Here is a 25,288-nt window from a genome sequence, read left to right on the forward strand (position 1 = left end):
GCTGCCACCCACTTGTTTGACAGCAGTTGGTGGCGGCCCTTCTGAGAGAGCCAAGCCAATGCTAAAGATCGTCCCCGATCCACCCCACAACCCTCACTCCCTCGAAGACACCCTCATCCAGGCCACCGAGTACGCCCTGTGCGCCTTGACCGTGGCCCATCATGCCGTGCAGCTCAAACCCAGGTCGCCGGCTGCCGTGCTGATGATGGCGTCGATGCATGAAATGGAGTCGCTGCGCGTGTTGCTCGAAGCGGCGTTGATCCAGGTGCAGATGCCAGCGCAGATGCCGACGTTGCACTAGGCCGCGATGCATGTGTTGCCTGTGCGGGCCCTTTCGCGGGTAAACCCGCTCCCACAGAATCACCTGTGCCTTGGAGCCAGCGCTGTACTTGCGGGAGCGGGTTTACCCGCGAAGAGGCCCGCACAGGCACCGACCATTTCAGGGAGAGAATTATGACTACAGAAGATACCCCCACCACCGTCGGCAAGACCAAGTTCTACCAGGGCGAAGGCATGACCGACCCGCTGTTCTGCATCGAACCCGGCATCCCCTGCCAGCACGCCCGCGACCAAGCCTCGGAACTGATGGGCTGCGTACGCGACCTGACCATCACCGGGATCATGGAGGAAAAGCCCCAGTTACTCTGGGCCTCGTATTACCTGAGTGCCCTGGCCAAGGCATTGATGGATGATGCCGAGCTCGGCATGAAGCACTGAACAGGGAACAAGGCGGCGCCATAGGTGTGCAGGGCCAAGGCGCCGCAACCCGTCTCGGGTGCCCTGGCGAGGACACTACCCCCCGAGTCCGGCATAGGACGCCACCAACGCCTCCTTCGCCGCCTTGCGCAGCTTCTTCACCAACCGCTCCTGGCGCAAGGCCTCGCCCTTGTCCGGCCACTGCTCCACATACACCAGCGCCTGCGCCGGGCTGGTCTTGAAATAGCGCGCGCCCTGCCCTTTCTGGTGCTTGATGAAACGCCGCTGCGGATCGTCGCTGATACCGCAGTACAACGAGCCATTGGCGGCACGCACCAGGTAGACGTACCAGGGTTTGCAGTCGGGGGAAGTCGCTGTTTCGCTCACGGCTCGGTTCGGTGCAACGGAAGAAGGCCGCCAGCTTAACGCCTCAGCGCGCCTGCTGGAATGCGCGAAGCCCCTTGAACGCCTGCTGGCGCACCTTGTTCTGCAGCATCGGTGTCCAGCCCAGCAGCACACCCGGCGTGCCCAGCGCCTGACGCGCCCAGCGCCACAGGTCGAAGGTATCGTCGTGCTGGCAGATCAGCCCGTCGCGAATCACGAAGCGCGCCTGGATATCGTTGACCACCACCCGCCCGGTCTGGCTGAACAGGTAGGTCGCCACCCAGTGCGCGCCATCGCTGCGCACGTCGTCGAAGGTCAGGGTGAAGTCCTTGGCGCGGGCGGTGAGCATCCGCCACATGTCACCCGCGTCACGCCCGCGCAGGGTGCCGAAGACCGGGTCGCTGAAAACGATGTCATCGCTGTAGCAGGCCACCATGGCCTCGGCGTCCAGGCGCTGGAAGGCCTGGTAGAAACGGGTGATCAGGGCGCTGTTGGCATCACTCATGGACTGTTCCTGCGCAAGGTGCGAAACCCGCAAGATACTGCCTGGATGCCAGCAACACCATGCCCATTCGCGTCGTGAATGACGATCGCGGGTCAAGTCAGCGCCTTAAACGTGCTCGCTGCTGACCTGCACATGCAGCGCCCGCCCGGCGCCGAGACCGAACAGGATCGCCCCGACGCCCAGCACCGCGAAGATCCAGCCCACCGCGCTCCAGCCTCCGGTCAGATCATGCACCAGGCCAACCGCGAACGGCCCCATGGAGGCCAGCGTGTAGCCCACACCCTGAGCCATGCTCGACAGGTTCGCCGCCACATGGGCGTCCTTGGAGCGCAGCACGATCAGGGTCAGTGCCAGGGAGAAGGTACCGCCCTGCCCCAGGCCGAGCAGGATCGCCCAGCCCCACAGCCCCTCGATCGGCGCATACAGGCAACCGAACAACCCGCCCAGGGTCACCAGCATCACCACCACGATGGCCAGGCGCTGGTCCTTGCCCCGCGTGGCCAGCCAGGGCGCGCTCAGGGAACTGATCAGTTGCACGATCACCGAACCGGACAGCACCAGCCCCGCCTCGGTCGGGCTCAGCCCGCGGCCGATCAGGATCGAAGGCAACCAGCCGAACACGATGTAGGCCAGCGACGACTGCAGGCCCATGTACAGGGTCACCTGCCAGGCCAGCGGGTCGCGCCACAGGCCACGTACCCGGTAGGCCACCTTGTGCATGCCATGGCCCTGACGGGACTGGGGCAGCCAGACCAGCATCGCCAGCAAGGCAGGCAGCAGCCAGAAACCCAGCCCCAGCGCCCAGCTGTCATCGAAGTGCCGGGTCAAGGGCACCGTGGCCCCGGCGGCCATCGCGGCGCCCAGGCACAGCGCCATGGTGTAGACGCCGGTCAGGGTACCGGCGTGCTGGGGGAAGTCGCGCTTGACGATACCTGGCAGCAGCACGCCGATGATGCCGATGCTCGCCCCCGCCATCAGGCTGCCGAGGAACACGCCAGTGGCGCCCAGTGTGCTGCGCACCAGGATGCCCAGCGCCAGGGTCAGCAGAATGCCGAAGATCACCCGCTCGCTACCGAAGCGTCGCGCCAGGATCGGCGCCAGTGGCGCGAACAGCCCAAGGCACAGCACCGGCAAGGTGGTCAGCAGGCCGGCTTGCGATGCGCTGAGCCCCAGCCCTTCAGAGACCTGGCCGAGCACCGGCGACATGCTCGACAGCGCCGGGCGCAGGTTCAGCGCCACCAGCACCAGGCCCAGCAGCAACAGCCAGGGCCTGCGCAGCACCACGGGCTGTTGCTGGACCTGCTCGTCGTCGGCTTCGGCATCGATCAGCAGTTCTTCGAGCTCCGCCTCGCGGGGAGCGGTGTTGCGGGTCAGTTGTTCGGCCATGGCCTTCTCGTTATCAGGATTCGATGAGGGTCCGGCTCAGGTGCTTGGCCCGCTCCGGATCACGTTGTTCGAGGGCGTCGAGGATCTGCCCGTGCAGGTCGAACACGGCCTGGCAACGGGGGACGGTGGTCATGTTGTGCTGCAGGGCGGCGCGGACCACGCTGGAGAAGTAGCGGTACAGCTCGCTCAGGGCGGGGTTGTGGGCGGCGTCCACCAGGCGCTGGTGGAACACCAGGTCGCATTCGACGTAGGCGTCGACGTCGCCATGGAAGTGCTCCGCGCTGTGCTGCAGGGCCTCGCGCAGGGCCTGCAGGTCGGCGTCGGTGCGGCGCACGGCGGCCAGGCCAATGGCTTCTGCTTCGAGGATATGGCGGGTTTCGCGGGCGTGTTCGACTGCGCAGCGGGACATGACCTGCACGGCCTGCAAGGGGTCGACGGCGGTACGCAGGTAGCTGCCGTCGCCCTGGCGGATTTCTACCAGGCCGCTGAAGGACAGGACGCGCATGGCCTCGCGGACGGTGTTGCGGCTGATGCCCAGGTCGCTGGCCAGCTCCGGTTCGGTGGGCAGGCGTTGGCCTATGGACCAGGTGCCCTTGGCGATGCGGTCGCGGAGCTGGTCTACGGCTTGTTCTACCAGGGAGCGTTTGATGAGCGGGGTCATGGGGTGGGTACGTCCAGTCATCGGATGAATTTTCTTGGGTTGGACGATAGCGGTTGGTGGGGGATTGGGCAAGGGTTCGGGTTCGGGTTCGGGTTCGGGGATGATTGTTTTTATTTTTTTATGCGCATTCATTGGCGATGGTGACGCATAGTCACCTTTCCGCCCTTACGGCGGGTCCCTTTTTGAAGGATCAAAAAGGAACCAAAAAATCCTCGCGGTATGACTCACCCACATGGGTTACAAATCAGTTCACGCACATAGGTAACAGTCTTTAACTGGCAGGGTCGGTTTTCGAGGATCTGACCATGCCTTGGCGAGAGCTGAAACCTATGGACCTGAAAATGCTTTTCATCGCGGATTACCTACAGGGGGCGCCCAGCTTCAGCGCCCTGTGCCAGGCCTACGAGATCAGCCGAAAGACCGGCTACAAATGGGTCGAGCGATATGAGAAAGAGGGGCCTTCGGGGCTGGAAGAACGCAGCCGCCGCCGGTTGACCCAGGACTGGATCGTGCCTGTTGCAGTTCGCGAAGCCATTATCGAACTGCGCAGTCGAGGCGAAACGGAACCGGGTCCGAAAAAGATCCAGGCTGCGCTGCAGGAGCGTTTCCCTGATCAGGCGCCGCCGTCGAAGACAGCGATCTACAACATCCTCAAGAAGGCCGAGTTGGTCAAACCACGCCGCTTACGTCAGCGGGTAGCGGTCTATCCCAAGCCCCTGGAGAAGGCAGAGTCGCCTAACCAACTGTTCAGTGCGGACTACAAAGGCCAATTTCTGACAGGTGCAGGCGTCTGGTGCTATCCGCTGACGATCATGGATCACGCCAGTCGCTTCCTGCTCGCCTGCCACAGCATGCCCAACACCAATCTTCTGGAAACGCAGGCCGTTTTCACCCAAGTGTTCCGGGAGAATGGCCTGCCTGAGCGGATTCGTACCGATAACGGTGTGCCGTTTGCCAGTAAGGGGCGTGCGGGACTTTCCCAGCTGTCGATCTGGTGGCTGCGTCTAGGCATCATTCCCGAGCGCATTGCGCCTGGTCGGCCTGAACAAAATGGCCGCCACGAACGCATGCATCGGACGCTCAAAAGCACGCTACCATCGCCGCCGGCAGTGGCCTGGGAGGCTCAACAACGGCACTTTGATCGCTTCCGGCAGCACTACAATCACGAGCGCTTGCATGAAGCGTTGAAGCAGAAAACACCGGCGTCTTGCTACCAACCCTCGCCGCGCCCATTCCCTGAAAAACTCCCCGAGATGACCTATCCCAGCCATATTGAGAGCTTGCCAGCGGATAGCTGCGGCATCATCAACCGCCGCGGCTTGAGGATCTACGTAGGTTATGTGCTCAAGCACCAGACCATTGGCCTGGAGCAGGTTGGGGATGGCGTCTGGGATGTTATTTTCGGTCCCATCATCCTTGGCAGGGTCGATGTGCGAGATGCCACTGATGGTTATGTAACACTCAAGGTGTTGTCACCTATGTGAGTGAACTTTTGTGTAACCCATGTGGGTGACCCGTACATCGCTCCATTCATCCGGCCCCTACGCTTCGCTTCGGGGTTCCCTCGCTCCGTTCTTGCTCCCGGGAGGACCGCGCTGAACGCCCCATCCTGGGGCGCAGCGCTTGACGGCCATCCATGGCCGTCACCTCCCTACGCAAGAACTCCGCTCGGCCTCCTGAAGTCGCAATTGGTGTTGCCTGAGCTACCGCGCACTTAGAAGCAAGAGCAAGAGCAAGAGCAAGAAATGCGAAGTTAGTTGTTTTACAGTTAGTTATGTATTGGCTGTTCCGGCCCATTCGCGGGGCAAGCCCGCTCCTACAGGGATTTATATAACGGCGACTGTCGTGTAGGAGCGGGCTTGCCCCGCGATGCGATCGAGAGATTAATTAAACTTTCAACTAGCGACAGCTGCGCCACCCCAGGCGCCGCCCGTAACTTGCGCGACTTCAGGAGGCCGAACGCAGGACTTGCGGAGGGAGGTGACGGGCATGGATGCCCGTCAAGCGCTGGGGCCCAGGATGGGCCCTGCAGCGCGGTCCTCCCGGGAGCAAGGCCGGAGTGAGGGAACCCGGAGCGAAGCGTAGGGCCGGATGAATGGAGCGCAGCGGCTTTGGTTACTTTGGCCAAGACCAAAGTAACCCGCCGTAAGGGCGGAAAGGTGAATAAGCGTCGACATCACAAATGAATGCGCATACAACTTCCAAAACCACCCAACAACAACAACAACAACAACAACAACAACAACAACAACAACAACAACAACAACAACAACAACAACAACAACAACAACAACAACAACAACAACAACAACAACAACAACAACAACAACAACAACAAGGGGCAAATCAGAAGTCAGAACAACCACTTCCAATCCGCCCCCAGCCAAACCTCTGAAATCAATTCAAAGCATCAAGCAAAGCCTGGTTCATCTCCGGCGTCCCAACGGTAATCCTCAGGAACTGCGCAATCCGCTCCTGCTTGAAGTGCCGAACAATCACCCCCTGCTCACGCAACCGCGCCGCGATCCCCGCAGCATCCTCCCCGGGATGCCGGGCAAAGATGAAGTTCGCCGCCGAAGGCAACACCTCGAACCCACGCGCCACCAATTCGGCAACCAGCACCTCTCGGCTATCGATAACCTTGCGACAGGTCTCATCGAAATACGCACGGTCATCAAACGCCGCCGCCGCCCCGACAATCGCCATGCGATCCAATGGGTAGGAGTTGAAACTGTTCTTGATCCGCTCCAACGCCTCGATCAGATCAGGATGCCCCACCGCCAGGCCAACCCTGAGCCCCGCCAGCGAACGCGACTTGGACAAGGTCTGGGTCACCAGCAGGTTGTCATAGCGATCGACCAGGCTGATGGCCGTCTCGCCACCGAAATCGATGTAGGCCTCATCGACCACCACCACCGAATCCCGGTTGGCCTGCAGCAGCTGCTCGACCGCCTCAAGCGGCAACAGGCAACCGGTCGGCGCATTGGGGTTGGGGAAGATGACCCCGGCATTGGGCTTGCTGTAGTCCGAAACCCGGATCTGGAACTGCTCATCCAGCGCCACCTGCTCGAACGCGATACCGTACAGACCGCAATACACCGGGTAGAAGCTGTAGCTCACGTCCGGGAACAGCAGCGGCCCACAGTCATGCTGGAACAGGCCGTGGAAGATGTGCGCCAGCACCTCGTCCGAGCCGTTGCCGACGAACACCTGCGCCGGCGTCACGCCGTAATACTCGGCCACCGCCTGCTTGAGCCGGTCACCGTTCGGGTCCGGATACAACCGCAGGTTGTCGTTGAGCTCGCCACGCATGGCTTCCAGCGCCTTGGGCGACGGGCCATAGGGGTTCTCGTTGGTGTTCAGCTTGACCAGCCGCGCAAGCTTGGGCTGCTCGCCCGGCACGTAAGGCACCAGGTCCTTGACGAAGGGACTCCAGAATCGACTCATGCTCAGTTCCCCTTCTCGTTGAGGATGCGGTATTCGGCGCTGCGCGCGTGAGCGGTCAGCGATTCGCCCCGGGCCAGCACGGAAGCGGTGTGACCCAGCTCGGACGCGCCCTGCTCGGAGCAGAAGATGATCGACGAACGCTTCTGGAAGTCATACACGCCCAGTGGCGAAGAGAAGCGCGCGGTGCCGGAAGTCGGCAGCACGTGGTTGGGACCGGCGCAGTAGTCGCCCAGCGCCTCGCTGGTGTGGCGACCCATGAAGATCGCGCCGGCGTGGCGAATCTGCGGCAACCAGGCCTGCGGGTCGGCCACCGACAGTTCCAGGTGCTCGGGAGCGATGCGGTTGGCCACCTCGATGGCCTGCTGCATGTCACGCACCTGGATCAGCGCGCCACGGCCGTTGATCGACTTCTCGATGATCTCGGCGCGCTCCATGGTCGGCAGCAGCTTGTCGATGCTGGCGGCCACGCGATCGAGGAACTCGGCGTCCGGACTGACCAGGATGGCCTGGGCGTCTTCGTCGTGCTCGGCCTGGGAGAACAGGTCCATGGCGATCCAGTCCGGATCGGTCTGGCCGTCGCACACCACCAGGATCTCAGAAGGGCCGGCAATCATGTCGATACCGACCTGGCCGAATACATGACGCTTGGCGGTGGCCACGTAGATGTTGCCCGGGCCGACGATCTTGTCCACCTGCGGCACGCTTTCGGTGCCATAGGCCAGAGCCGCGACTGCCTGGGCGCCACCGACGGTGAATACCCGGTCGACCCCGGCGATGCAGGCCGCGGCCAGCACCAGCTCGTTGACCTCGCCACGCGGGGTCGGCACGACCATTACCACTTCGGCCACGCCGGCCACTTTCGCCGGAATCGCATTCATCAGCACCGACGATGGGTACGATGCCTTGCCACCCGGCACGTACAGGCCGGCGCGGTCCAGCGGAGTGACCTTCTGGCCGAGCACGGTGCCGTCGGCCTCGGTGTACTGCCAGGAGTCCTGCTTCTGCCGCTCGTGGTAGATACGCACACGGCTGGCAGCTTTCTCCAGAGCTTCGCGCTGCACCGGGGTGATGCGGGTCAGGGCCAGCTCAAGGCGGGCACGGTCGAGGATCAGATCATTGATCGATGTGGCATCGACACCGTCGAAACGCTGGGTGAACTCCACCAACGCCGCATCACCGCGCTCGCGCACAGCCTTGATGATGTCGAGCACGCGCTGGTTGACCGCGTCATCGGACACGCTTTCCCAGCTCAGCAGATGATCCAGATGTCGGGCGAAATCCTGGTCAGCGGCGTTGAGACGGGCAATTGCAGTGGACACGGTCATGGCGAGGGCCTCGTTATTAGCGGATGTTCAGGCGCCCTAAAGCTACCACTCCATCCGCGCGGGCACCTGAGAAAATTGGCTATGACGCGGATAGACGGGCGCGACAGCGGAGGTCGCGCGCAGAGGTCAGCCGCGGTGTCGCGATTCGACGGCGTTGCGCAGGGTGTCGATCAGGCTCTGGATACGGGCGTGCTGCATTTTCATGGAGGCCTTGTTGACCACCAGGCGCGAGCTGATCGTGGCGATCAGTTCCTGGGGTTCGAGGCCGTTGGCGCGCAGGGTGTTGCCGGTGTCGACCACGTCGATGATCTTGTCGGCGAGGTTGATCAGCGGGGCCAGCTCCATGGAACCGTACAGCTTGATGATGTCGACCTGACGACCCTGTTCGGCGTAATAGCGCTTGGCTACGTTGACGAACTTGGTGGCCACGCGCAGGCGGCCCTTGGGCTCGGGCGCGCCGGTTACGCCGGCGGTCATCAGCTTGCATTGGGCGATCTGCAGGTCCAGGGGCTCGTACAGGCCCTGGCCGCCGTATTCCATCAGCACGTCCTTGCCGGCCACTCCGAGGTCGGCGGCGCCATGCTCGACATAGGTCGGCACGTCGGTGGCACGCACGATGAGCAGGCGGACATCATCCTGGGTGGTCGGGATGATCAGCTTGCGACTCTTGTCCGGATTCTCGGTCGGCACGATGCCGGCTTCGGCCAGCAGTGGCAGGGTATCGTCGAGAATACGGCCTTTGGATAGCGCGATGGTCAACATTGGAACGTCGGTCCTTAAGCGTCTACTGCCGGCCGGGCCCGTGAGCCCGACCGCATACGATTCGGCTGGCGCGTCCCTGCGCCGTGATGACTGCTAGCCCGGTACGCGACGGATCTTCGCGCCCAGCATCTGCAGTTTTTCCTCGATGCACTCGTAGCCACGGTCAATGTGGTAGATGCGATCGATCAGGGTATCGCCTTCGGCGACCAGCGCCGACAGCACCAGGCTGGCGGAAGCGCGCAGGTCGGTGGCCATTACCGGAGCACCTTTGAGCGCCTTGACGCCAGTAACGATGGCGGTGTTGCCCTCGACCTGGATCTGTGCGCCCATGCGGTGCATCTCGTAGACGTGCATGAAGCGGTTTTCGAAGATGGTCTCGATCACTGCGCCCGTGCCTTCGGCGATGGCGTTGAGCGAGATGAACTGCGCCTGCATGTCGGTCGGGAACGCCGGGTACGGGGCGGTACGCAGGTTCACGGCCTTCGGACGCTTGCCGTGCATGTCCAGCTCGATCCAGTCTTCACCGGTGGTGATGTCGGCGCCGGCTTCCTTGAGCTTCTCGAGGACGGCTTCGAGGATGGTCGGATCGGTGTCCTTGACCTTGACGCGGCCACCGGTCACGGCAGCGGCGACCAGGTAGGTGCCGGTCTCGATACGGTCGGGCATGACGCGATAGGTGGTCGGCTGCAGACGCTCGACGCCATCGATGGTGATGGTGTCGGTGCCCGCGCCCTGGATCTTCGCGCCCATGGCGATCAGGAAGTTGGCCAGGTCGACCACCTCCGGCTCGCGGGCGGCGTTCTGCAGCACGCTGCGGCCCTTGGCCAGGGCGGCGGCCATCATGATGTTCTCGGTGCCGGTAACACTGACGGTGTCGAAGAAGAAGTGCGCGCCGCGCAGGCCGCCTTCAGGCGCCTTGGCCTTGATGTAGCCGCCTTCGACGTCGATTTTCGCACCCATGGCCTCCAGGCCGCGGATGTGCAGGTCGACCGGACGCGAACCGATGGCGCAACCGCCCGGCAGGGCCACTTCGGCCTCACCGAAACGGGCGACCATTGGGCCGAGCACCAGGATCGAGGCGCGCATGGTCTTGACCAGCTCGTAGGGAGCGACCAGGGTCTTGATGGTGCGTGGATCGATTTCCACCGAGAGCTTCTCGTCGATCACCGGCTCGATGCCCATGCGACCGAACAGCTCGATCATGGTGGTGATGTCGTGCAGGTGCGGCAGGTTGCCGACCGTGACCGGACCATCGCACAGCAGGGTGGCCGAGAGAATCGGCAGCGCCGAGTTCTTCGCGCCGGAAATGCGGATCTCGCCGTCGAGGCGCGCGCCGCCAGTAATTATCAGTTTGTCCATACGTATCTCGCCGCCAAGTTGGCTCAGGTGCGCTCAGCCCAGGCTGCGCTGCTGAAGAATTTCATGGTTACCGCGTGAATGCTGCCGTTGGCGATCCACGGATTGAGGTGAGCATAGATCGCCTGCTGACGCTTGACCGGGCTCTGGCCGGCCAGCTCGTCGCTGATCACGTTCAACTGGAAGTTGCAGCCTTCGCCTTCAACTTCGACCCGGGTTCCCGGCAATTTCTCTTCCAGAAAGCTTTTGACTTCTACGGCCTGCATGCTCAACCTCGATCGGCGCCCAACGCGCGCGGGTCGGCCATCATACAAAAAAGCCCCTCGCCTGCGAAGCCCATGACAAGGCGCGCTGACCGAGGGGCCTTTCCCGAACGGCAGGGCATCAGCCTGCCAACACTTCATCGAGGTCATAGACCCCGGCAATTTCCCGCATATCCTCGGGGATACCGCGCAGTTCCCAGGTCTTGCCGGCCGCCTGGGCATCGCGCATGAAGCCCAGCAACAACGACAGGCCGACACTGCTCGACTTCACCACCGCGGTGCAGTCGAGCACCAGGCGCTGCTCGCGGCACGCCGCGACCAACGCCTTGCCCTGCTTGCGCAGGGCCGGACCGCTGCGGTAGTCCAGCACGCCGGCCAGGGCGAGGACGCCCGGCTCGGCCATGCTCACGGCGGCGTCGCTCATTTGACTTCCTTATCCGGCGAAGTATCGGCGGTCGCCTTGGCCTTGGCCACTTCGCCAGCCCAGCCGTCGATGGTCTTGTCCAGATTGTTGCCGTTGCGCTGCATGGCGTCCTGGAACTGGTCGCGGAACAGCTTGCCGATGTTGATGCCATTGACGATGACGTTACGCACCTTCCACTCGCCATCGAGCTTCTGCATGGTGTACTGCACCGGATAGACCGCGCCGTTGGTGCCGGTGATCTTCATGCCGACGCTGGTGCGGTCGCCGTCCTCGGCCTTGGCCGGGTCTACGGTGATGCCCTGGTTGTTGTACTCCAGCAGGGCGTTGCCGTAGAACTGCATCAGGCTGCGCTTGAAGTTCTCCTGGAAGCGCTGCATCTGCTCGGGCGTCGCCTTGCGCGAGTACTTGACGGTCATGATGCTCCTGGAGATGCCATCGGCATCGACCACCGGGCCGAGATTGCTGTTGAGCGCGTTGTAGAACGCCTCGGGGTTGGCCTTGTACTGCTCCTTGTTGGCCTTCAGGTCGCTGAGCAGCTGCGTGGTGGTGCCCTGGATCACATCACGGGCGGATTGCCCCGGCGCCGCCAGGGCCAGCAGGGGGAAGGCCGCCAGCAGAACCAGCAGGCCACGTCGCAGGATCGAAATCATGGAAACTCCTTAATTAGCCGGTTGCGCTTCTTTCGGTTCCTTGCCCACCGAGTTGAGCAGGAACTTGCCGATCAGGTCTTCCAGCACCAGCGCCGACTGGGTGTCGTGGATGGTGCTGCCGTCCTTGAGTACCGCGTCCTCGCCGCCCACGCTGATGCCGATGTACTTCTCGCCCAGGAGGCCTGCGGTCAGGATCGAGGCAGTGGAGTCGGTCGGCAGGTTGTCGACATGCTTGTCCAGCTGCAGCGTGACCCGACCGGTGTAGGAATCGCGGTCCAGATCGATGGCCGTGACCTTGCCGATGGTCACACCGGCCATGGTCACTTTAGCTCTGACCGTCAAACCGGCGATATTGTCGAAGTACGCATAAACTTTGTACGTGTCGCTGCTCGGGCTGGCCGACAGCCCGCTGACACGCAGGGCCAGCAGCAGCAGCGCCAGGATCCCGGCCAGGAGGAACAGGCCGACACCGATTTCCAGGGTGCGGTTTTGCATCAGAAATCTCCAAACATCAAGGCGGTCAGAATAAAGTCCAGACCCAGGACTGCCAACGAGGCATAGACCACGGTCTTGGTGGTGGCACGGCTGATCCCTTCTGAAGTGGGCTCACAGTCGTACCCCTGGAATACGGCGATCCAGGTGACGACGAAGGCGAACACCAGGCTCTTGATCAGCCCGTTGATCACGTCGTCGCTGAACGAAACGCTGTTCTGCATGTTGGCCCAGAACGAACCCTCATAGACGCCCAGCCAGTCCACGGCGACCCACGAGCCGCCCCAGATGCCGACCACGCTGAAAATCAGCGCCAGCAGCGGCAGCGAGATGAAGCCGGCCCACAGGCGCGGGGCGACGATGTACTTGAGCGGGTCGACGCCGATCATCTCCAGGCTCGACAGCTGCTCGGTGGACTTCATGTTGCCGATCTCGGCGGTCAGCGCGGAGCCCGCGCGGCCGGCGAACAGCAAACCGGTGACCACCGGCCCCAGCTCGCGCAGCAGGGTCAGGGCGACCATCTGCCCCACGGCCTGCTCCGAGCCGTACCTGGCGAGGATGCTGTAGCCCTGCAGGGCCAGCACCATGCCGATGAACACGCCGGACACGACGATGATCGCCAGCGACAGCACGCCCACCGAATACAGTTGCTTGACCAGCAGCTGGAAGCCACCGATGCCGCTGCGCCCGCCCAGCGAATGGCCGAGGAACAGGCACGAGCGTCCCAGCACGGCCAGCACATCGATGGCCGAACGGCCGAACAGACGGATACGTTCGAGTAAGGATTTTCTGCGCATCAACGCGTCCCCAGCAGATCGGCGCGGTAGTCAGGCGCAGGGAAGTGGAAGGGTACAGGGCCGTCCGGGTCGCCTTTCATGAACTGGCGGATGCGCGGATTGTCCGAGCCCATCAGTTCGTCCGGCGTGCCCTGCCCCAGCACCTGGCCGTCGCCGACCACATAGATGTAGTCGGCGATGCTCGCGGTTTCCGCGAGATCGTGGGACACCACGATGCTGGTGATGCCCAGGGCATCGTTGAGCAGGCGGATCAGGCGCACCAGCACACCCATGGCGATCGGGTCCTGGCCGACGAACGGTTCGTCGTACATGAGGATCTGCGGGTCGAGGGCGATCGCCCGGGCCAGTGCCACGCGGCGCTTCATGCCGCCGGACAGCTCGTCGGGCATCAGGTCGATGGCGCCGCGCAGGCCCACGGCCTGCAGCTTCATCAGCACGATGTCACGGATCATCTCGTCCGATAGCTGCGTATGCACCCGCAGCGGGAAGGCCACGTTCTCGAACACATCCAGGTCGGTGAACAGCGCGCCGCTCTGGAACAGCACGCCCATCTGCTTGCGCGCATCGAACAGGTCGCTGCGCGACAACGCGGGCAGGTTCTGCCCGTTGACCCAGACCTCGCCACCGGACGGGCGCAACTGCGCGCCCATCAGGCGCAGCAAGGTGGTCTTGCCGCACCCCGAAGGCCCCATGATGCCGGTGACCTTGCCGCGGGGAATGCGTATGTCCACGTTGCTGAAAATGCTGCGCGAACCGCGCTTGAAGGTGACACCCTTCAACTCGACCGCGTAGGCGCTATCCACACTCATCTAGACTCCTTGCTAGTGCAGCCTCGTCATGTGGACGCCTGCCTTCATCTTGAAGGCACACAGGTCCCCGGCGGGCCGAATAGCGGCGAACTATAGCACCGCTGATAGGCCCGCCCCAAGGGCGTCCCCGCACTCGTTCAGGGCACAGACAGGCTGGCGCGGCATCCATATGACATTCGAAGGATGAGCCTTTCACACATTGCGGCTATAATCGCCGCCTTTTCATCAGGCATTGCGTTTCGACATGACCCAATCCAGCGAGCTGATCCAATCCGCCCAGCGCACCCTGCGCCTCGAACTCGAGGCCGTGGAAGCCCTGCTGGCCCGCATCGACGGTGACTTCGTCAAGGCCTGCGAACTGATCCTGGCCAGCAAGGGACGGGTCGTGGTGGTGGGCATGGGCAAGTCGGGGCACATCGGCAACAAGATCGCCGCCACCCTGGCCAGCACCGGCACTCCGGCGTTCTTCGTGCACCCGGCCGAAGCCAGCCATGGCGACATGGGCATGATCACCCGGGACGATGTCATTCTTGCCCTGTCCAACTCCGGCAGCACCGCCGAGATCGTCACCCTGCTGCCACTGATCAAGCGCCTGGGCATCCAGCTGATCAGCCTGACCGGCAACCCCGACTCGCCCCTGGCCCAGGCCGCCGAGGTCAACCTCGACGCCAGCGTCGCCCAGGAAGCCTGTCCGCTCAACCTGGCGCCGACCTCCTCCACCACTGCGGCGCTGGCGCTGGGCGACGCCCTGGCCATCGCCCTGCTGGAGGCCCGCGGCTTCACCGCCGAGGATTTCGCCTTCTCCCACCCCGGTGGCGCACTGGGCCGCCGCCTGTTGCTGAAGGTCGAGAACGTCATGCATGCCGGCGAAGAACTCCCGGTGGTCAAGAGCGGCACCCTGCTCAAGGACGCGCTGCTTGAAATGTCTCGCAAAGGTCTGGGCATGACCGTGGTCCTGGGTGACGACGGCAAGCTTGCCGGCGTATTCACCGACGGCGACCTGCGCCGCAGCCTGGACCGCAACATCGACGTGCACAAGACCCTCATCGACGAGGTCATGACCGTGCACGGCAAGACCGCCCGCGCCGAGATGCTCGCCGCCGAGGCACTGAAGATCATGGAAGACCACAAGATCAGCGCGCTGGTGGTGGTCGATCAGGAAGACCGCCCGACCGGCGCCCTGAACATGCACGACCTGCTGCGCGCCGGAGTGATGTAAATGAACCAGGACCTGATGCAACGCGCCAAGGCCATCAAGCTGGCGGTATTCGACGTCGACGGCGTGCTCACCGACGGCCGCCTGTATTTCCTCGAGGACGGCAGCGAGTTCAAGACCTTCAACACCCTCGACGGCCACGGCATCAAGATGCTCATGGCCGCGGGCGTGACCACCGCGATCATCAGCGGGCGCAAGACCCCGGTGGTCGAGCGCCGGGCGAAGAACCTCGGCATCCCGCACCTGTTCCAGGGCCGCGAGGACAAACTGGTGGTGCTCGACGGCCTGCTCGCCGAACTCAATCTAAGCTATGAACAGGTCGCCTACCTCGGCGACGACCTGCCCGACCTGCCGGTGATCCGCCGCGTGGGCCTGGGCATGGCGGTGCACAACGCCGCGGCATTCGTTCGCCAGCACGCCCACGGCGTCACCCTGGCTCGCGGCGGCGAAGGCGCCGCCCGCGAGTTCTGCGAACTGATCATGCAGGCCCAGGGCACCCTGGACGCTGCCAACGCCCATTACCTGTAAGGCTGCCCATGCTCAGCAAGAAGATCAGAAATGTCGCGCTGCTAGGCGGGATCGCCGCCGTGCTGGTTGCGGTAGGCTATTGGAACATCAGCCCGGAGACCTTCCTCGACCAGCCGCAGGCCCAGGTCGACCAGAGTGCCATCGACTACTACGCGATCAACGCCCACAGCCTGCAGTTCTTGCCCGACGGCAAGCTGCAGTACGAGATGACCGCCGCCAAGGTCGAGCACCTCAAGGCCAGCGAGGTCACCCTGGTGACCACGCCCGACCTGCACATGTACCGCGGCACCGAGTACCCCTGGCACGTGCAGAGCAAGCGCGCCGAGGTCAACCCGGACGGCACCGAGGTCGAACTGATCGACGATGTGCGCGTGGCGCGCACCGACGACAAGCAACGTGAAACCATCATCACCAGCACACGCATGACCGTGTTCCCGCAGAAGCAATATGCGCAGACCGAGCAAGCCGTTAGAATCGACGGCGCCGGTGGCACGACTACGGGCAAAGGAATGAAAGCGTATTTGAAAGAAGGCAGGATGGACCTGCTCTCTAACGTAAGAGGACAGTATGAGGCTCGTTAAAACCATCCCCCTTCTGCTCAGCCTGGGCGTAGCACTGGGAAGCGCGAGCGCCTTCGCCCTGCCGAACGACCGTGACCAGCCGATCCGCATCCAGGCGGACAACGCCCACCTGGACGACAAGCAGGGCGTTGCCACCTACACCGGCGACGTGATCATCACCCAAGGTTCGATGATGATCAAAGGCAACACCGTGACCATGACCCGCTCCGCCTCCGGCGACATCGACGTGGTCACCTCGGTGGGCAACCTGGCCTACTTCGAGCAGCAGCAGAGCGCCGCCAAGCCCGACAAGATGAAAGGCTGGGCCGTGACTATCCAGTACCAGGCGCAGAAAGACACGGTGATCCTTACCGACCGCGCCAAGGTCGAGAACGAAGGCAACACCACCGAAGGCGAGAAGATCGTCTACAACACCAAGACCCAGGTGGCTACCGCCGGTCGCGGTGGCAACGTGACTGCACCACGTCAGCGCATCGACATGGTCATTCAACCGAAGAAAAAGGCCGAGTAAATGGCAACCCTCAAAGCCCAGCACCTGGCCAAGAGCTACAAGGGCAGGCAGGTCGTTCGCGACGTCAGCCTGTCCATCGACAGCGGCCAGATCGTCGGCCTGCTCGGCCCCAACGGCGCCGGCAAGACCACCTGTTTCTACATGATCGTCGGCCTGGTCCAGGCCGACCAGGGTCGCGTGCTGATCGACAGCCTCGACGTCAGCCACCAGCCCATGCACGGCCGCGCCCAGGCCGGTATCGGCTACCTGCCGCAGGAAGCCTCGATCTTCCGCAAGCTGTCGGTGGCCGACAACATCATGGCCATCCTCGAGACCCGCAAGGACCTCGACCGCGACGGCCGGCGCAAGGAGCTGGAAAGCCTGCTGCAGGAATTCCACATCAGCCACATCCGCGACAACCTCGGCATGAGCCTCTCCGGCGGTGAACGCCGCCGCGTCGAGATCGCCCGCGCCCTGGCCACCGCGCCCAAGTTCATCCTGCTGGACGAACCCTTTGCCGGTGTCGACCCGATCTCCGTGGGCGACATCAAGCAGATCATCCACCACCTCAAGAACAAGGGCATCGGCGTACTGATCACCGACCACAACGTTCGCGAGACCCTGGACATCTGCGAGACCGCCTACATCGTCAACGATGGCCAGCTGATCGCCGAAGGCGACGCCGAGACCATCCTGGCCAACCAGCTGGTCAAGGAAGTGTACCTGGGGCACGAGTTCCGACTCTGACCCCGGCCTGCCCGGAGCACTGGCGCAAGCGCCTGTTCGAGGCTTAAGTTGTTACAGTGCTCTAGGCAAACGCTGCAATTTCAGGCATACAACTTGCTTAAAATCGGCGCCCAGGCGCCCTCCGTGTAGTGGATGGCGCATGCGCGCCGGCAACAAGGTATCAAGCCCCAGCCATGAAACCATCGCTCGTCCTAAAAATGGGCCAGCAACTGACGATGACCCCGCAGTTGCAACAGGCCATCCGTCTGCTTCAGCTCTCCACCCTGGACCTCCAGCAGGAAATCCAGGAAGCGCTGGAGTCCAATCCGATGCTCGAACGTCAGGAAGACGGCGAGGACTTCGACAACAGCGATCCGATGGCGGACAACGCCGAGAACAAGCCGACCGCCGAAGTCCAGGACAACAGTTTCCAGGAAACCAGTACCAGCAGCACCGCGGAAAACCTCGAAGACGGCGAATGGGCCGAGCGCATCCCCAACGAACTGCCGGTCGACACCGCCTGGGAAGACATCTACCAGACCAGCGCCAGCAGCCTGCCGAGCAACGATGACGACGAGTGGGACTTCACCACCCGCACCTCGGTCGGCGAGAGCCTGCAGAGCCACCTGCTGTGGCAGCTCAACCTGGCGCCGATGTCCGACACCGACCGCCTGATCGCCGTCACCCTGATCGACAGCATCAACAGCCAGGGCTACCTGGAAGACACCCTCGAGGAGATCTGCGCAGGCTTCGATCCGGAGCTCGACATCGAGCTGGACGAGGTCGAGGCGGTGCTGCACCGCATCCAGCAGTTCGAACCTGCCGGCATCGGCGCCCGTTCCCTGGGCGAATGCCTGCTGCTGCAACTGCGCCAGCTGCCGGCCTCGACACCGTGGATGAGCGAGGCCCAGCGCCTGGTCACCGACTTCATCGACCTGCTCGGCAGCCGCGACTACAGCCAGCTGATGCGCCGCATGAAGCTCAAGGAAGACGAACTGCGCCAGGTCATCGAACTGGTGCAGACCCTCAACCCGCGGCCCGGCTCGCAGATCGAGTCCAGCGAGCCCGAGTACGTCGTGCCTGACGTCATCGTGCGCAAGGACAGCGAGCGCTGGCTGGTCGAGCTCAACCAGGAAGCGGTACCGCGCCTGCGGGTCAACCCGCAGTACGCCGGCTTCGTCCGCCGCGCCGACACCAGCGCCGACAACACCTTCATGCGCAACCAGTTGCAGGAAGCGCGCTGGTTCATCAAGAGCCTGCAGAGCCGCAACGAGACGCTGATGAAGGTGGCGACGCAGATCGTCGAGCACCAGCGCGGCTTCCTCGACCACGGCGACGAGGCCATGAAGCCACTGGTGCTGCACGATATCGCCGAGGCGGTGGGCATGCACGAGTCGACCATTTCCCGGGTGACCACGCAAAAATACATGCACACCCCGCGCGGCATCTACGAACTGAAATACTTTTTCTCCAGCCACGTGAGCACCGCCGAAGGCGGCGAATGCTCGTCCACGGCGATCCGCGCGATCATCAAGAAACTGGTGGCGGCGGAAAATCAGAAAAAGCCATTGAGTGACAGCAAGATCGCTGGTTTACTGGAGGCACAAGGCATCCAGGTAGCCCGTCGCACCGTCGCCAAGTACCGCGAATCGTTGGGCATCGCCCCGTCGAGCGAGCGCAAGCGACTGATGTAGCCCCGGGATGTGCCACAGCGTTTCAGTGGCAGGTGCAATACCTGCCTCTTTATGCACGGGCAACAAAGGAGAAGCTGTATGCAAGTCAACATCAGTGGACAGCATGTAGAAGTCACCCAACCACTGCGCGATTACGTGCTTGAGAAGCTCGCCCGCGTGGAGGGTCATTTCGACAAGATCACCAATGCGACGGTGATCATGAAGGTCGAGAAGCTGCAGCAGAAGGTGGAAGCCACACTCCAGATTCCCGGTGGCGAAGTCGTCGCCAACGCCGAACATCAAGACATGTATGCGGCGATCGACGCCTTGGCAGACAAACTTGATCGCCAACTGAAAAAACACAAGGAAAAACAGCAAAGCCTGCTGCAAGGCGCAGCCGCCCGCTGATCCCCCTCATCCATGATCCGACTTGAAACCATCCTGACCCCCGGCCGTTCCCTCGTGAACGTGCCGGGCGGCAGCAAGAAGCGCGCCCTGGAAAAGGTCGCCAACCTGATCGCCGAGCAAGTACCCGAGCTGGGGATGCAAGATGTCTTCGACAAGCTCATCGCTCGGGAAAAGCTGGGCTCCACCGGTTTTGGCAATGGCATCGCCATTCCCCATTGCCGGCTCGAAGGCTGCACCGCGCCAGTGAGCGCCCTGCTGCACCTGGATGCCCCCATCGATTACGATGCCATCGATGGCGCCCCGGTCGACCTGCTGTTCGTCCTGCTGGTCCCGGAAGCCGCCACCGATGCCCACCTTGAACTGCTGCGCCAGATCGCCAGCATGCTCGATCGCAAGGAGGTCCGCGATCGCCTGCGTGCCGCCGACAGCAGCGAGACCCTTTACCAGGTCGTCCTGGACGTACAGAACGAGCACTGAACATGCGCCTGATCATCGTCAGCGGCCGCTCCGGCTCCGGTAAGAGTACCGCCCTCGACGTGCTGGAAGACAACGGCTACTACTGCATCGACAACCTGCCTGCCGGGTTGTTGCCGCAGTTGGCGGAAAACGCGCTGATCAACACCGAGTTGCTGCAACCGAAGGTCGCGGTATCCATCGATGCGCGCAACCTCCCCAGCCACCTGTCGCGCTTCCCCGAACTGCTGGATGAGGCACGTTCGCGGCATATCCAGTGCGACGTGCTGTACCTGGACGCCGACGAAGACACCCTGCTCAAGCGCTTCTCGGAAACCCGCCGCCGCCATCCGCTGACCAACGACAGCCGCTCGCTGGCCGAGGCGATCCGCGTGGAAAGCGAGCTGCTCGGGCCGATCGCCGACCTCGCCGACCTGAAGATCGACACCACCAATCTGAACCTCTACCAGCTGCGCGATTCGATCAAGCTGCGCCTGCTCAACCAGCCCGAGCCAGGCACCGCGTTCCTGGTCGAGTCGTTCGGCTTCAAGCGCGGCATGCCGGTGGACGCCGATGTGGTGTTCGATGTGCGCTGCCTGCCCAATCCATACTGGAAGCCGGAACTTCGCGAGCATTCCGGCCTCGAACAGCCGGTGATCGATTACCTGGCCGCCCAGCCGGACGTCGAGGAAATGTTCCAGGACATCTCCGGTTACCTGCTCAAGTGGCTGCCGCGCTTCGCCGCCAGCAACCGCGCCTATGTCACCATCGCCATCGGCTGTACCGGCGGCCACCACCGCTCGGTGTACATCACCGAACGGCTTGGCCAACTGCTCCAGCAATCCCTGAAAAACGTCCAGGTCCGCCACCGCGACCTATAGCCCACAGGATCCGCCCCACGATGCCCGCCCGCGAAATCACCATCATCAACAAGCTGGGCCTGCATGCGCGGGCGGCCGCCAAGTTCGTCGGCGTGGCCGGTCGCTTCCCTTGCCAGGTACGGGTCGGTCGCGCGCCGGACAAGCTGGTGGACGGCAAGAGCATCATGGCGGTGATGATGCTCGCCGCGGGCAAGGGCACGCCGGTGCACCTGCACACCGAGGGCGAGCAGGACGGTGAGGCCATGGATGCACTGGTCGCGTTGATCAACAATTTCTTCGACGAAGGCGAGTAAGCGCCGCTAGCGACTGCGCACGCTTCGTGTAGGAGCGGCCTCGTGCCGCGAAAGGGTTGCGTAGCAGCCCCGGCAATGCAGCAATGTTGCTGAAAACCAGGGGCTGCCATGCAGCCCTTTCGCGGCACAAGGCCGCTCCTACAGGGACCGTGCCGGGCTCAGGACATCGCCGTGTCCATCACCATCATCAGGCAGAACCCGACACACAGCCCCAGGCTCGCCAGGCGGTGATGCCCGTTGCTGCGCGATTCGGGAATGATCTCCTGGGTCACCACCAGCAGCATTGCCCCCGCCGCGCAGGCCAGGCCCAGCGGCAACAGCAGTTCGGCGATGTTCACCAGCCAGGCGCAGATCACCGCGGCCAGTGGCTCGACCAGCCCAGACGCCGCGCCGATCAGGAACGCCTTGAACCGCGACATGCCCGCCCCAGCCAGCACCAGGGCGATCACCAGTCCCTCCGGCACATCCTGCAGCGCGATGCCCATGGCCAGGCTGTCGGCATCGGGCATGCCACCGCCCGCGGACACGCCGATGGCCATGCCTTCGGGAATGTTGTGGGCAATGATGGCGATGACAAACAACCAGATCCGTGCAGCGATCACCGGTTGCTGATCGCTGCCGACCAAGGCCTCTGGCGAAGCGCCGGAGACCTTGAGATCGACCAGGAACAGGCACAACGCGCCGAACAGCAGGCCGCTGCTGATCACCCCACCGGCGCCCCATGGGCTGAAGCCGATGGATTGTGCCGCATCCAGCCCGGGAATGATCAGCGAGAACGCGGTGGCCGCCAGCATCACCCCGGCGCCGAAGCCGAGCAAGGTGTCGGCCACGGCCACCGGCATGTTGCGGATCACCAATACCGGTACCGCGCCCAACGCCGTCCCCAGCGCGCACAATGCGCCGCCCTCAAGGGCACGCAACATGCGCGGTTCCAGGTCCAGCCAGGCGATGCCCCGCGCCACCAGCAACGCGGTGCCGACCAGCAACAGCAAGGTCCCAAGCGCCAGGCGGAACAGGCGCACACTGCTGACAGACATCACCTCGGAGCGCATACCGGTCAGACTCGTTTCAGGGCTTCAAGGTAGCGACGTTCCACTTCGGCCCAGTCGACCACGTTGTAGAAGGCGCCAATGTATTCCGGACGACGGTTCTGGTACTTCAGGTAGTAGGCGTGCTCCCACACGTCCAGACCGAGGATCGGCGTGTTGCCGTGCATCAGCGGGCTGTCCTGGTTGCCGCTGCTCTCAACTACCAGAGTGTTCTGCGGGGTCACGCTCAACCAGGCCCAGCCGCTGCCGAAGCGGGTCAGCGCGGCCTTGGTAAAGGCCTCCTTGAACGCCTCGAAGCCGCCAAGCTGCGCGTCGATGGCCCTGGCCACCTGCCCTGCCGGCTGGCCGCCGCCCTTGGGCGACATGACGGTCCAGAACAGGGTGTGGTTGGCATGCCCACCGCCCTGGTTGATCACCGCGCCCTGGAGCTTCTCGGGCAGTTGCTTGACCGCGCCCACCAGTTGTTCCACCGGCCATTCGGCCCACTCGGTGCCCTCGATGGCGGCGTTGAGGTTGTTGATGTAGGTCTGGTGATGCTTGCTGTGGTGGATCTCCATGGTCTGGGTGTCGATGTGCGGTTCCAGCGCATCGTAGGCATAGGGCAACGCAGGCAAGGTATGCGGCATGTCAGTGGATTCCGTAGGCAGGTGTGCGATCAGTGATATCCGTATGCGCGACCAGCTCGCTGGCCACCGGGGCCTGTCGGCTGAGCAGGCGCTCGGTACGCGGGTATTGGCCGTATTCGGCGATGAAACTCAGCAACTCGGTGTAGGTGCGCCCGCTGTGGCGCAACGCGGCGTCGCGCAGGGCCTGGGGCAGGCGCTGATCCTGGCTGGCCTGGAGCAGCCGCTGGTGTGCCGCGCAGAGGTAGTCGGCGCTTTCGTGCGGCTGGTTCAGGCGCAGGTGCAGATCGGCCAGGTTGTGATGGGCGATGACCAGTGCGGCCACCGCCTCGTCGACGTCATGCCAGCGCTCGAACAGCACCTGGGCCAGGGCCAGGGCTTGCAGGTAGTGTTCCCGGGCATCGACCAGCTCGCCCTGCTCGAACAGGCGGTTGGCGTCTTGCGTGGTGCGTTTCCAGTGCTGCATGACGTGTCTCCTGGGCGGCCCGGGCTCAGATGCCGCCGGCGGTGAGTTTTTCCGGATCCAGCAGCGCCTCGAGCTGATCACGCGACAGGTCGGAGTGCTCCAGCGCCACGTCGATGATCGGGCGGCCCTCTTTGTAGGCGGTCTTGGCGATCTCGGCGGCCTTGAGGTAGCCGATGATCGGGTTCAACGCGGTAACCAGGATCGGGTTGCGCGACAGCGCTTCCTTGAGCTTGGTTTCGTTGACCTTGAAGCTGGCGATGGCCTTGTCGGCCAGCAGGCGGCTGACGTTGGCCATCAGCTCGATGCTTTCCAGCAGGTTGCGGGCAATCACCGGCAGCATCACGTTGAGCTCGAAGTTGCCCGACTGCCCGGCCACGGCGATGGTGGCATCGTTGCCGATCACCTGGGCGGCGACCATGGCGGTGGCTTCCGGGATCACCGGATTGACTTTGCCCGGCATGATCGATGAGCCCGGCTGCAGGCCCTGCAGCTCGATTTCACCGAGGCCGGCGAGCGGGCCCGAGTTCATCCAGCGCAGGTCGTTGGCGATCTTCATCAGCGCCACGGCGGCGGTCTTGAGCTGCCCGGACAAGGCCACGGCGGTGTCCTGGGAGCCGATCAGGGCGAACAGGTTCTCGCCAGGAGTGAATTCGACCTGGGTCAGGCCGCTCAACTGGCGGGCAAAGCCTGCGGCGAACTGCGGATGGGCGTTGATGCCGGTGCCCACGGCGGTACCGCCCTGGGCCAGCGCCTGCAGGCTCGGCAGGGTGGCTTCGATATGCGCCTGGGCGCCCTTGACCTGCGCGGCCCAGCCACCGAGCACCTGGCTCATGCGCACCGGCATGGCATCCATCAGGTGGGTGCGGCCGGTCTTCACATGCTTGTGCACTTCGAGCGCCTTGGCCTCGATCACCTGGGTGAGGTGACGCAGGGCCGGCAGCAGCTGCTCGTGCAGAGCCAGGGCGGCGCTGACGTGGATGGTGGTGGGGATGATGTCGTTGCTGCTCTGGCCACAGTTGACATGGTCGTTGGCATTGACCGGCTCGCCCAGCACGCGGCTGGCCAGGGTGGAGATGACCTCGTTGGCGTTCATGTTCGAGCTGGTGCCGGAACCGGTCTGGAACACATCCACCGGGAAATGCTGGATAAAGTCGCCGGACAGCAGTTGCTCGACCGCCTTGACGATGGCCTCGCCCTGCCCCGCGCTCAGCTGGGACAGCTCGACGTTGGCCTTGGCCGCCGCCGCCTTGGCCAGCAGCAGGGCACGGATGAACTGGGCCGGCATCGGCTTGCCGCTGACCGGGAAGTTGTCGACCGCGCGCTGGGTCTGGGCACCGTACAGGGCCTGGGCCGGCACCTGCAGTTCGCCCATGCTGTCACGCTCGATACGGGTATCACTCATCTTCAAGTCCTTGCATCAGTTCTTCGGGAGAAATCGACGGCAGCAGCACGCTGTTGGCGAGCTGCATCGCGTAGGGCTGCCAGCGCAGGTTTTGTTCGCGGCGATCAAGGTTGCGCAGGTCGAGCAAGGGCCGCCAGGCCTGGTCCAGGCACAGGCAGCGCCAATGCCACGGCAGCATGCGATCGTTGGCGGTATCCAGCAGCAGGCGGAAGGCGGTCAGCGCCACGGTCCAGGGCGAGGTTTCGGTGCAGCACACCAGGTAGCGCCCTTCGGCCAGGTAATGCTCGATCAGACGCGGCTCGTCGGGTTCGAGCGCGCAGCGGATGCGCCGGCTGAGCCAGCGCCAGTTTTCCAGGTAGGGCAGTTCGTGGAGGACGGGTTTCATGAACATCATCGCCGGGTTGCTGGATAATGATATTCATTATTATGTGAGAAATAGAATCAGTTCAAGCTAGACGATGGGCAAAAGAAACCCGGCGCGATGGCCGGGTCCTTTGCAAGGCATGAGCAGGGCAGCGTGGGAGCGAGCTTGCCTCGCGATT

At 63.5% G+C, this 25,288-nt stretch carries 33 protein-coding genes; 14 read left to right on the plus strand and 19 right to left on the minus strand.

The annotated features are described in order from the left end of the window. Positions 1–58: 58 nt before the first annotated feature. Both PRtIB026_RS24560 and PRtIB026_RS24565 read left to right on the plus strand, forming a co-directional pair. A complete protein-coding gene (locus tag PRtIB026_RS24560; RefSeq protein ID WP_203650859.1) occupies positions 59–301 on the plus strand; it encodes a hypothetical protein in 243 nt (80 codons plus the stop codon). A gap of 152 nt (positions 302–453) precedes the next feature. Further along, positions 454–717: a DUF3077 domain-containing protein gene (locus PRtIB026_RS24565; protein ID WP_198745792.1), complete on the plus strand. Its 264-nt coding sequence runs from the start codon at positions 454–456 to the stop codon at positions 715–717. 75 nt (positions 718–792) lie between these two features. On the opposite strand, the gene PRtIB026_RS24570 is transcribed toward PRtIB026_RS24565, so the two are convergent. From PRtIB026_RS24570 to PRtIB026_RS24585, 4 genes are all read right to left on the minus strand, one after another. Continuing rightward, a complete protein-coding gene (locus tag PRtIB026_RS24570; protein ID WP_203650858.1) occupies positions 793–1,083 on the minus strand; it encodes a GIY-YIG nuclease family protein in 291 nt (96 codons plus the stop codon). A gap of 43 nt (positions 1,084–1,126) precedes the next feature. After that, positions 1,127–1,585 carry a nuclear transport factor 2 family protein gene (locus PRtIB026_RS24575; RefSeq protein WP_203650855.1) on the minus strand — a complete coding sequence of 153 codons (459 nt, stop codon included), beginning with the start codon at positions 1,583–1,585 and terminating at the stop codon, positions 1,127–1,129. 105 nt (positions 1,586–1,690) lie between these two features. After that, positions 1,691–2,971, minus strand: a complete 1,281-nt coding sequence (locus tag PRtIB026_RS24580) for a CynX/NimT family MFS transporter (RefSeq protein ID WP_267813139.1) — start codon at positions 2,969–2,971, stop codon at positions 1,691–1,693. 13 nt (positions 2,972–2,984) lie between these two features. Continuing rightward, complete coding sequence (locus tag PRtIB026_RS24585) at positions 2,985–3,632, minus strand: FadR/GntR family transcriptional regulator (RefSeq protein ID WP_203650853.1); 648 nt, start codon at positions 3,630–3,632, stop codon at positions 2,985–2,987. 305 nt (positions 3,633–3,937) lie between these two features. On the opposite strand from PRtIB026_RS24585, the gene PRtIB026_RS24590 reads away from it, so the two are divergent. Together PRtIB026_RS24590 and PRtIB026_RS24595 are read left to right on the plus strand one after the other, a co-directional pair. Continuing rightward, the gene (locus tag PRtIB026_RS24590) at positions 3,938–5,116 is read left to right on the plus strand and encodes an integrase core domain-containing protein (RefSeq protein ID WP_203647529.1); all 1,179 of its coding nucleotides are present in this window, start codon (positions 3,938–3,940) and stop codon (positions 5,114–5,116) included. A gap of 698 nt (positions 5,117–5,814) precedes the next feature. Next, positions 5,815–6,027 (plus strand): hypothetical protein, encoded by a 213-nt coding sequence (locus tag PRtIB026_RS24595; RefSeq protein WP_267813140.1) that lies wholly within the window; start codon positions 5,815–5,817, stop codon positions 6,025–6,027. Positions 6,028–6,029: 2 nt separating this feature from the next. Here the strand turns inward: PRtIB026_RS24595 and hisC are convergent, their stop codons facing one another. The 10 genes from hisC to PRtIB026_RS24645 form a co-directional block, all read right to left on the minus strand. Beyond that, the gene (gene hisC, locus PRtIB026_RS24600; RefSeq protein WP_203650849.1) at positions 6,030–7,079 is read right to left on the minus strand and encodes a histidinol-phosphate transaminase; all 1,050 of its coding nucleotides are present in this window, start codon (positions 7,077–7,079) and stop codon (positions 6,030–6,032) included. Positions 7,080–7,081: 2 nt separating this feature from the next. Then, on the minus strand, positions 7,082–8,404 hold the full coding sequence (gene hisD / locus PRtIB026_RS24605; protein ID WP_203650847.1) for a histidinol dehydrogenase: 1,323 nt from the start codon (positions 8,402–8,404) through the stop codon (positions 7,082–7,084). Positions 8,405–8,530: 126 nt separating this feature from the next. After that, the gene (gene hisG / locus PRtIB026_RS24610) at positions 8,531–9,166 is read right to left on the minus strand and encodes an ATP phosphoribosyltransferase (protein ID WP_011532429.1); all 636 of its coding nucleotides are present in this window, start codon (positions 9,164–9,166) and stop codon (positions 8,531–8,533) included. Between the two features lie 93 nt (positions 9,167–9,259). After that, positions 9,260–10,525, minus strand: coding sequence for a UDP-N-acetylglucosamine 1-carboxyvinyltransferase (gene murA, locus PRtIB026_RS24615; protein WP_050704103.1), 1,266 nt, complete (start codon positions 10,523–10,525; stop codon positions 9,260–9,262). A 23-nt stretch (positions 10,526–10,548) separates the two neighbouring features. Next, positions 10,549–10,788: a BolA family protein gene (locus PRtIB026_RS24620; RefSeq protein WP_028689666.1), complete on the minus strand. Its 240-nt coding sequence runs from the start codon at positions 10,786–10,788 to the stop codon at positions 10,549–10,551. A gap of 118 nt (positions 10,789–10,906) precedes the next feature. After that, the gene (locus tag PRtIB026_RS24625; RefSeq protein WP_203650845.1) at positions 10,907–11,209 is read right to left on the minus strand and encodes an STAS domain-containing protein; all 303 of its coding nucleotides are present in this window, start codon (positions 11,207–11,209) and stop codon (positions 10,907–10,909) included. Continuing rightward, on the minus strand, positions 11,206–11,859 hold the full coding sequence (locus tag PRtIB026_RS24630) for an MlaC/ttg2D family ABC transporter substrate-binding protein (RefSeq protein ID WP_203650843.1): 654 nt from the start codon (positions 11,857–11,859) through the stop codon (positions 11,206–11,208). Before PRtIB026_RS24630 ends, PRtIB026_RS24625 begins: the two co-directional genes overlap by 4 nt. A gap of 9 nt (positions 11,860–11,868) precedes the next feature. Then, positions 11,869–12,354: an outer membrane lipid asymmetry maintenance protein MlaD gene (gene mlaD, locus PRtIB026_RS24635; RefSeq protein ID WP_028689663.1), complete on the minus strand. Its 486-nt coding sequence runs from the start codon at positions 12,352–12,354 to the stop codon at positions 11,869–11,871. Continuing rightward, a complete protein-coding gene (gene mlaE / locus PRtIB026_RS24640) occupies positions 12,354–13,148 on the minus strand; it encodes a lipid asymmetry maintenance ABC transporter permease subunit MlaE (RefSeq protein ID WP_110735650.1) in 795 nt (264 codons plus the stop codon). The genes mlaD and mlaE overlap by 1 nt, the downstream gene beginning before the upstream one ends. Next, positions 13,148–13,957 (minus strand): ATP-binding cassette domain-containing protein, encoded by an 810-nt coding sequence (locus PRtIB026_RS24645; RefSeq protein WP_028689661.1) that lies wholly within the window; start codon positions 13,955–13,957, stop codon positions 13,148–13,150. The genes mlaE and PRtIB026_RS24645 overlap by 1 nt, the downstream gene beginning before the upstream one ends. A 244-nt stretch (positions 13,958–14,201) precedes the next feature. Here PRtIB026_RS24645 and PRtIB026_RS24650 point away from each other — a divergent pair, with 244 nt between their 5' ends. From PRtIB026_RS24650 to PRtIB026_RS24695, 10 genes are all read left to right on the plus strand, one after another. After that, complete coding sequence (locus tag PRtIB026_RS24650) at positions 14,202–15,176, plus strand: KpsF/GutQ family sugar-phosphate isomerase (protein WP_203650841.1); 975 nt, start codon at positions 14,202–14,204, stop codon at positions 15,174–15,176. Further along, positions 15,177–15,701, plus strand: a complete 525-nt coding sequence (locus PRtIB026_RS24655; protein WP_203650839.1) for a KdsC family phosphatase — start codon at positions 15,177–15,179, stop codon at positions 15,699–15,701. A gap of 8 nt (positions 15,702–15,709) precedes the next feature. Next, positions 15,710–16,282 carry an LPS export ABC transporter periplasmic protein LptC gene (gene lptC, locus PRtIB026_RS24660; protein WP_203650837.1) on the plus strand — a complete coding sequence of 191 codons (573 nt, stop codon included), beginning with the start codon at positions 15,710–15,712 and terminating at the stop codon, positions 16,280–16,282. After that, complete coding sequence (lptA, locus tag PRtIB026_RS24665) at positions 16,269–16,793, plus strand: lipopolysaccharide transport periplasmic protein LptA (protein WP_203650835.1); 525 nt, start codon at positions 16,269–16,271, stop codon at positions 16,791–16,793. Before lptC ends, lptA begins: the two co-directional genes overlap by 14 nt. After that, positions 16,794–17,519, plus strand: a complete 726-nt coding sequence (lptB, locus tag PRtIB026_RS24670; protein WP_011532417.1) for an LPS export ABC transporter ATP-binding protein — start codon at positions 16,794–16,796, stop codon at positions 17,517–17,519. Between the two features lie 173 nt (positions 17,520–17,692). Next, positions 17,693–19,192: an RNA polymerase factor sigma-54 gene (locus PRtIB026_RS24675; protein WP_203650827.1), complete on the plus strand. Its 1,500-nt coding sequence runs from the start codon at positions 17,693–17,695 to the stop codon at positions 19,190–19,192. A 78-nt stretch (positions 19,193–19,270) separates the two neighbouring features. Then, positions 19,271–19,579 (plus strand): ribosome hibernation-promoting factor, HPF/YfiA family, encoded by a 309-nt coding sequence (gene hpf / locus PRtIB026_RS24680; RefSeq protein ID WP_011532415.1) that lies wholly within the window; start codon positions 19,271–19,273, stop codon positions 19,577–19,579. A gap of 12 nt (positions 19,580–19,591) precedes the next feature. Further along, positions 19,592–20,056, plus strand: a complete 465-nt coding sequence (gene ptsN / locus PRtIB026_RS24685) for a PTS IIA-like nitrogen regulatory protein PtsN (protein WP_203650825.1) — start codon at positions 19,592–19,594, stop codon at positions 20,054–20,056. Between the two features lie 2 nt (positions 20,057–20,058). Continuing rightward, entirely contained in the window at positions 20,059–20,913 is an 855-nt protein-coding gene (rapZ, locus tag PRtIB026_RS24690; RefSeq protein WP_203650823.1) for an RNase adapter RapZ, read from the plus strand. Between the two features lie 20 nt (positions 20,914–20,933). Beyond that, positions 20,934–21,206 carry an HPr family phosphocarrier protein gene (locus tag PRtIB026_RS24695; protein ID WP_203650821.1) on the plus strand — a complete coding sequence of 91 codons (273 nt, stop codon included), beginning with the start codon at positions 20,934–20,936 and terminating at the stop codon, positions 21,204–21,206. Between the two features lie 158 nt (positions 21,207–21,364). Here PRtIB026_RS24695 and PRtIB026_RS24700 read toward each other — a convergent pair whose 3' ends face one another. Genes PRtIB026_RS24700 through PRtIB026_RS24720 form a run of 5 tightly spaced genes read right to left on the minus strand, consistent with a single transcriptional unit; the run spans position 21,365 to position 25,140 of the window. Continuing rightward, positions 21,365–22,258 (minus strand): ZIP family metal transporter, encoded by an 894-nt coding sequence (locus PRtIB026_RS24700; protein WP_203650819.1) that lies wholly within the window; start codon positions 22,256–22,258, stop codon positions 21,365–21,367. A gap of 5 nt (positions 22,259–22,263) precedes the next feature. Continuing rightward, positions 22,264–22,881: a superoxide dismutase gene (locus PRtIB026_RS24705; RefSeq protein ID WP_203650817.1), complete on the minus strand. Its 618-nt coding sequence runs from the start codon at positions 22,879–22,881 to the stop codon at positions 22,264–22,266. Between the two features lies 1 nt (position 22,882). Then, positions 22,883–23,344, minus strand: coding sequence for a hypothetical protein (locus tag PRtIB026_RS24710; RefSeq protein ID WP_203650815.1), 462 nt, complete (start codon positions 23,342–23,344; stop codon positions 22,883–22,885). Between the two features lie 25 nt (positions 23,345–23,369). After that, positions 23,370–24,746, minus strand: coding sequence for a class II fumarate hydratase (locus tag PRtIB026_RS24715; protein ID WP_203650814.1), 1,377 nt, complete (start codon positions 24,744–24,746; stop codon positions 23,370–23,372). Beyond that, complete coding sequence (locus PRtIB026_RS24720) at positions 24,739–25,140, minus strand: hypothetical protein (protein WP_062572905.1); 402 nt, start codon at positions 25,138–25,140, stop codon at positions 24,739–24,741. Before PRtIB026_RS24720 ends, PRtIB026_RS24715 begins: the two co-directional genes overlap by 8 nt. Positions 25,141–25,288 lie beyond the last annotated feature (148 nt).

The organism is Pseudomonas sp. RtIB026 (assembly GCF_016861355.2).
GTDB classification, from domain to species: Bacteria; Pseudomonadota; Gammaproteobacteria; order Pseudomonadales; family Pseudomonadaceae; genus Aquipseudomonas; species Aquipseudomonas peradeniyensis.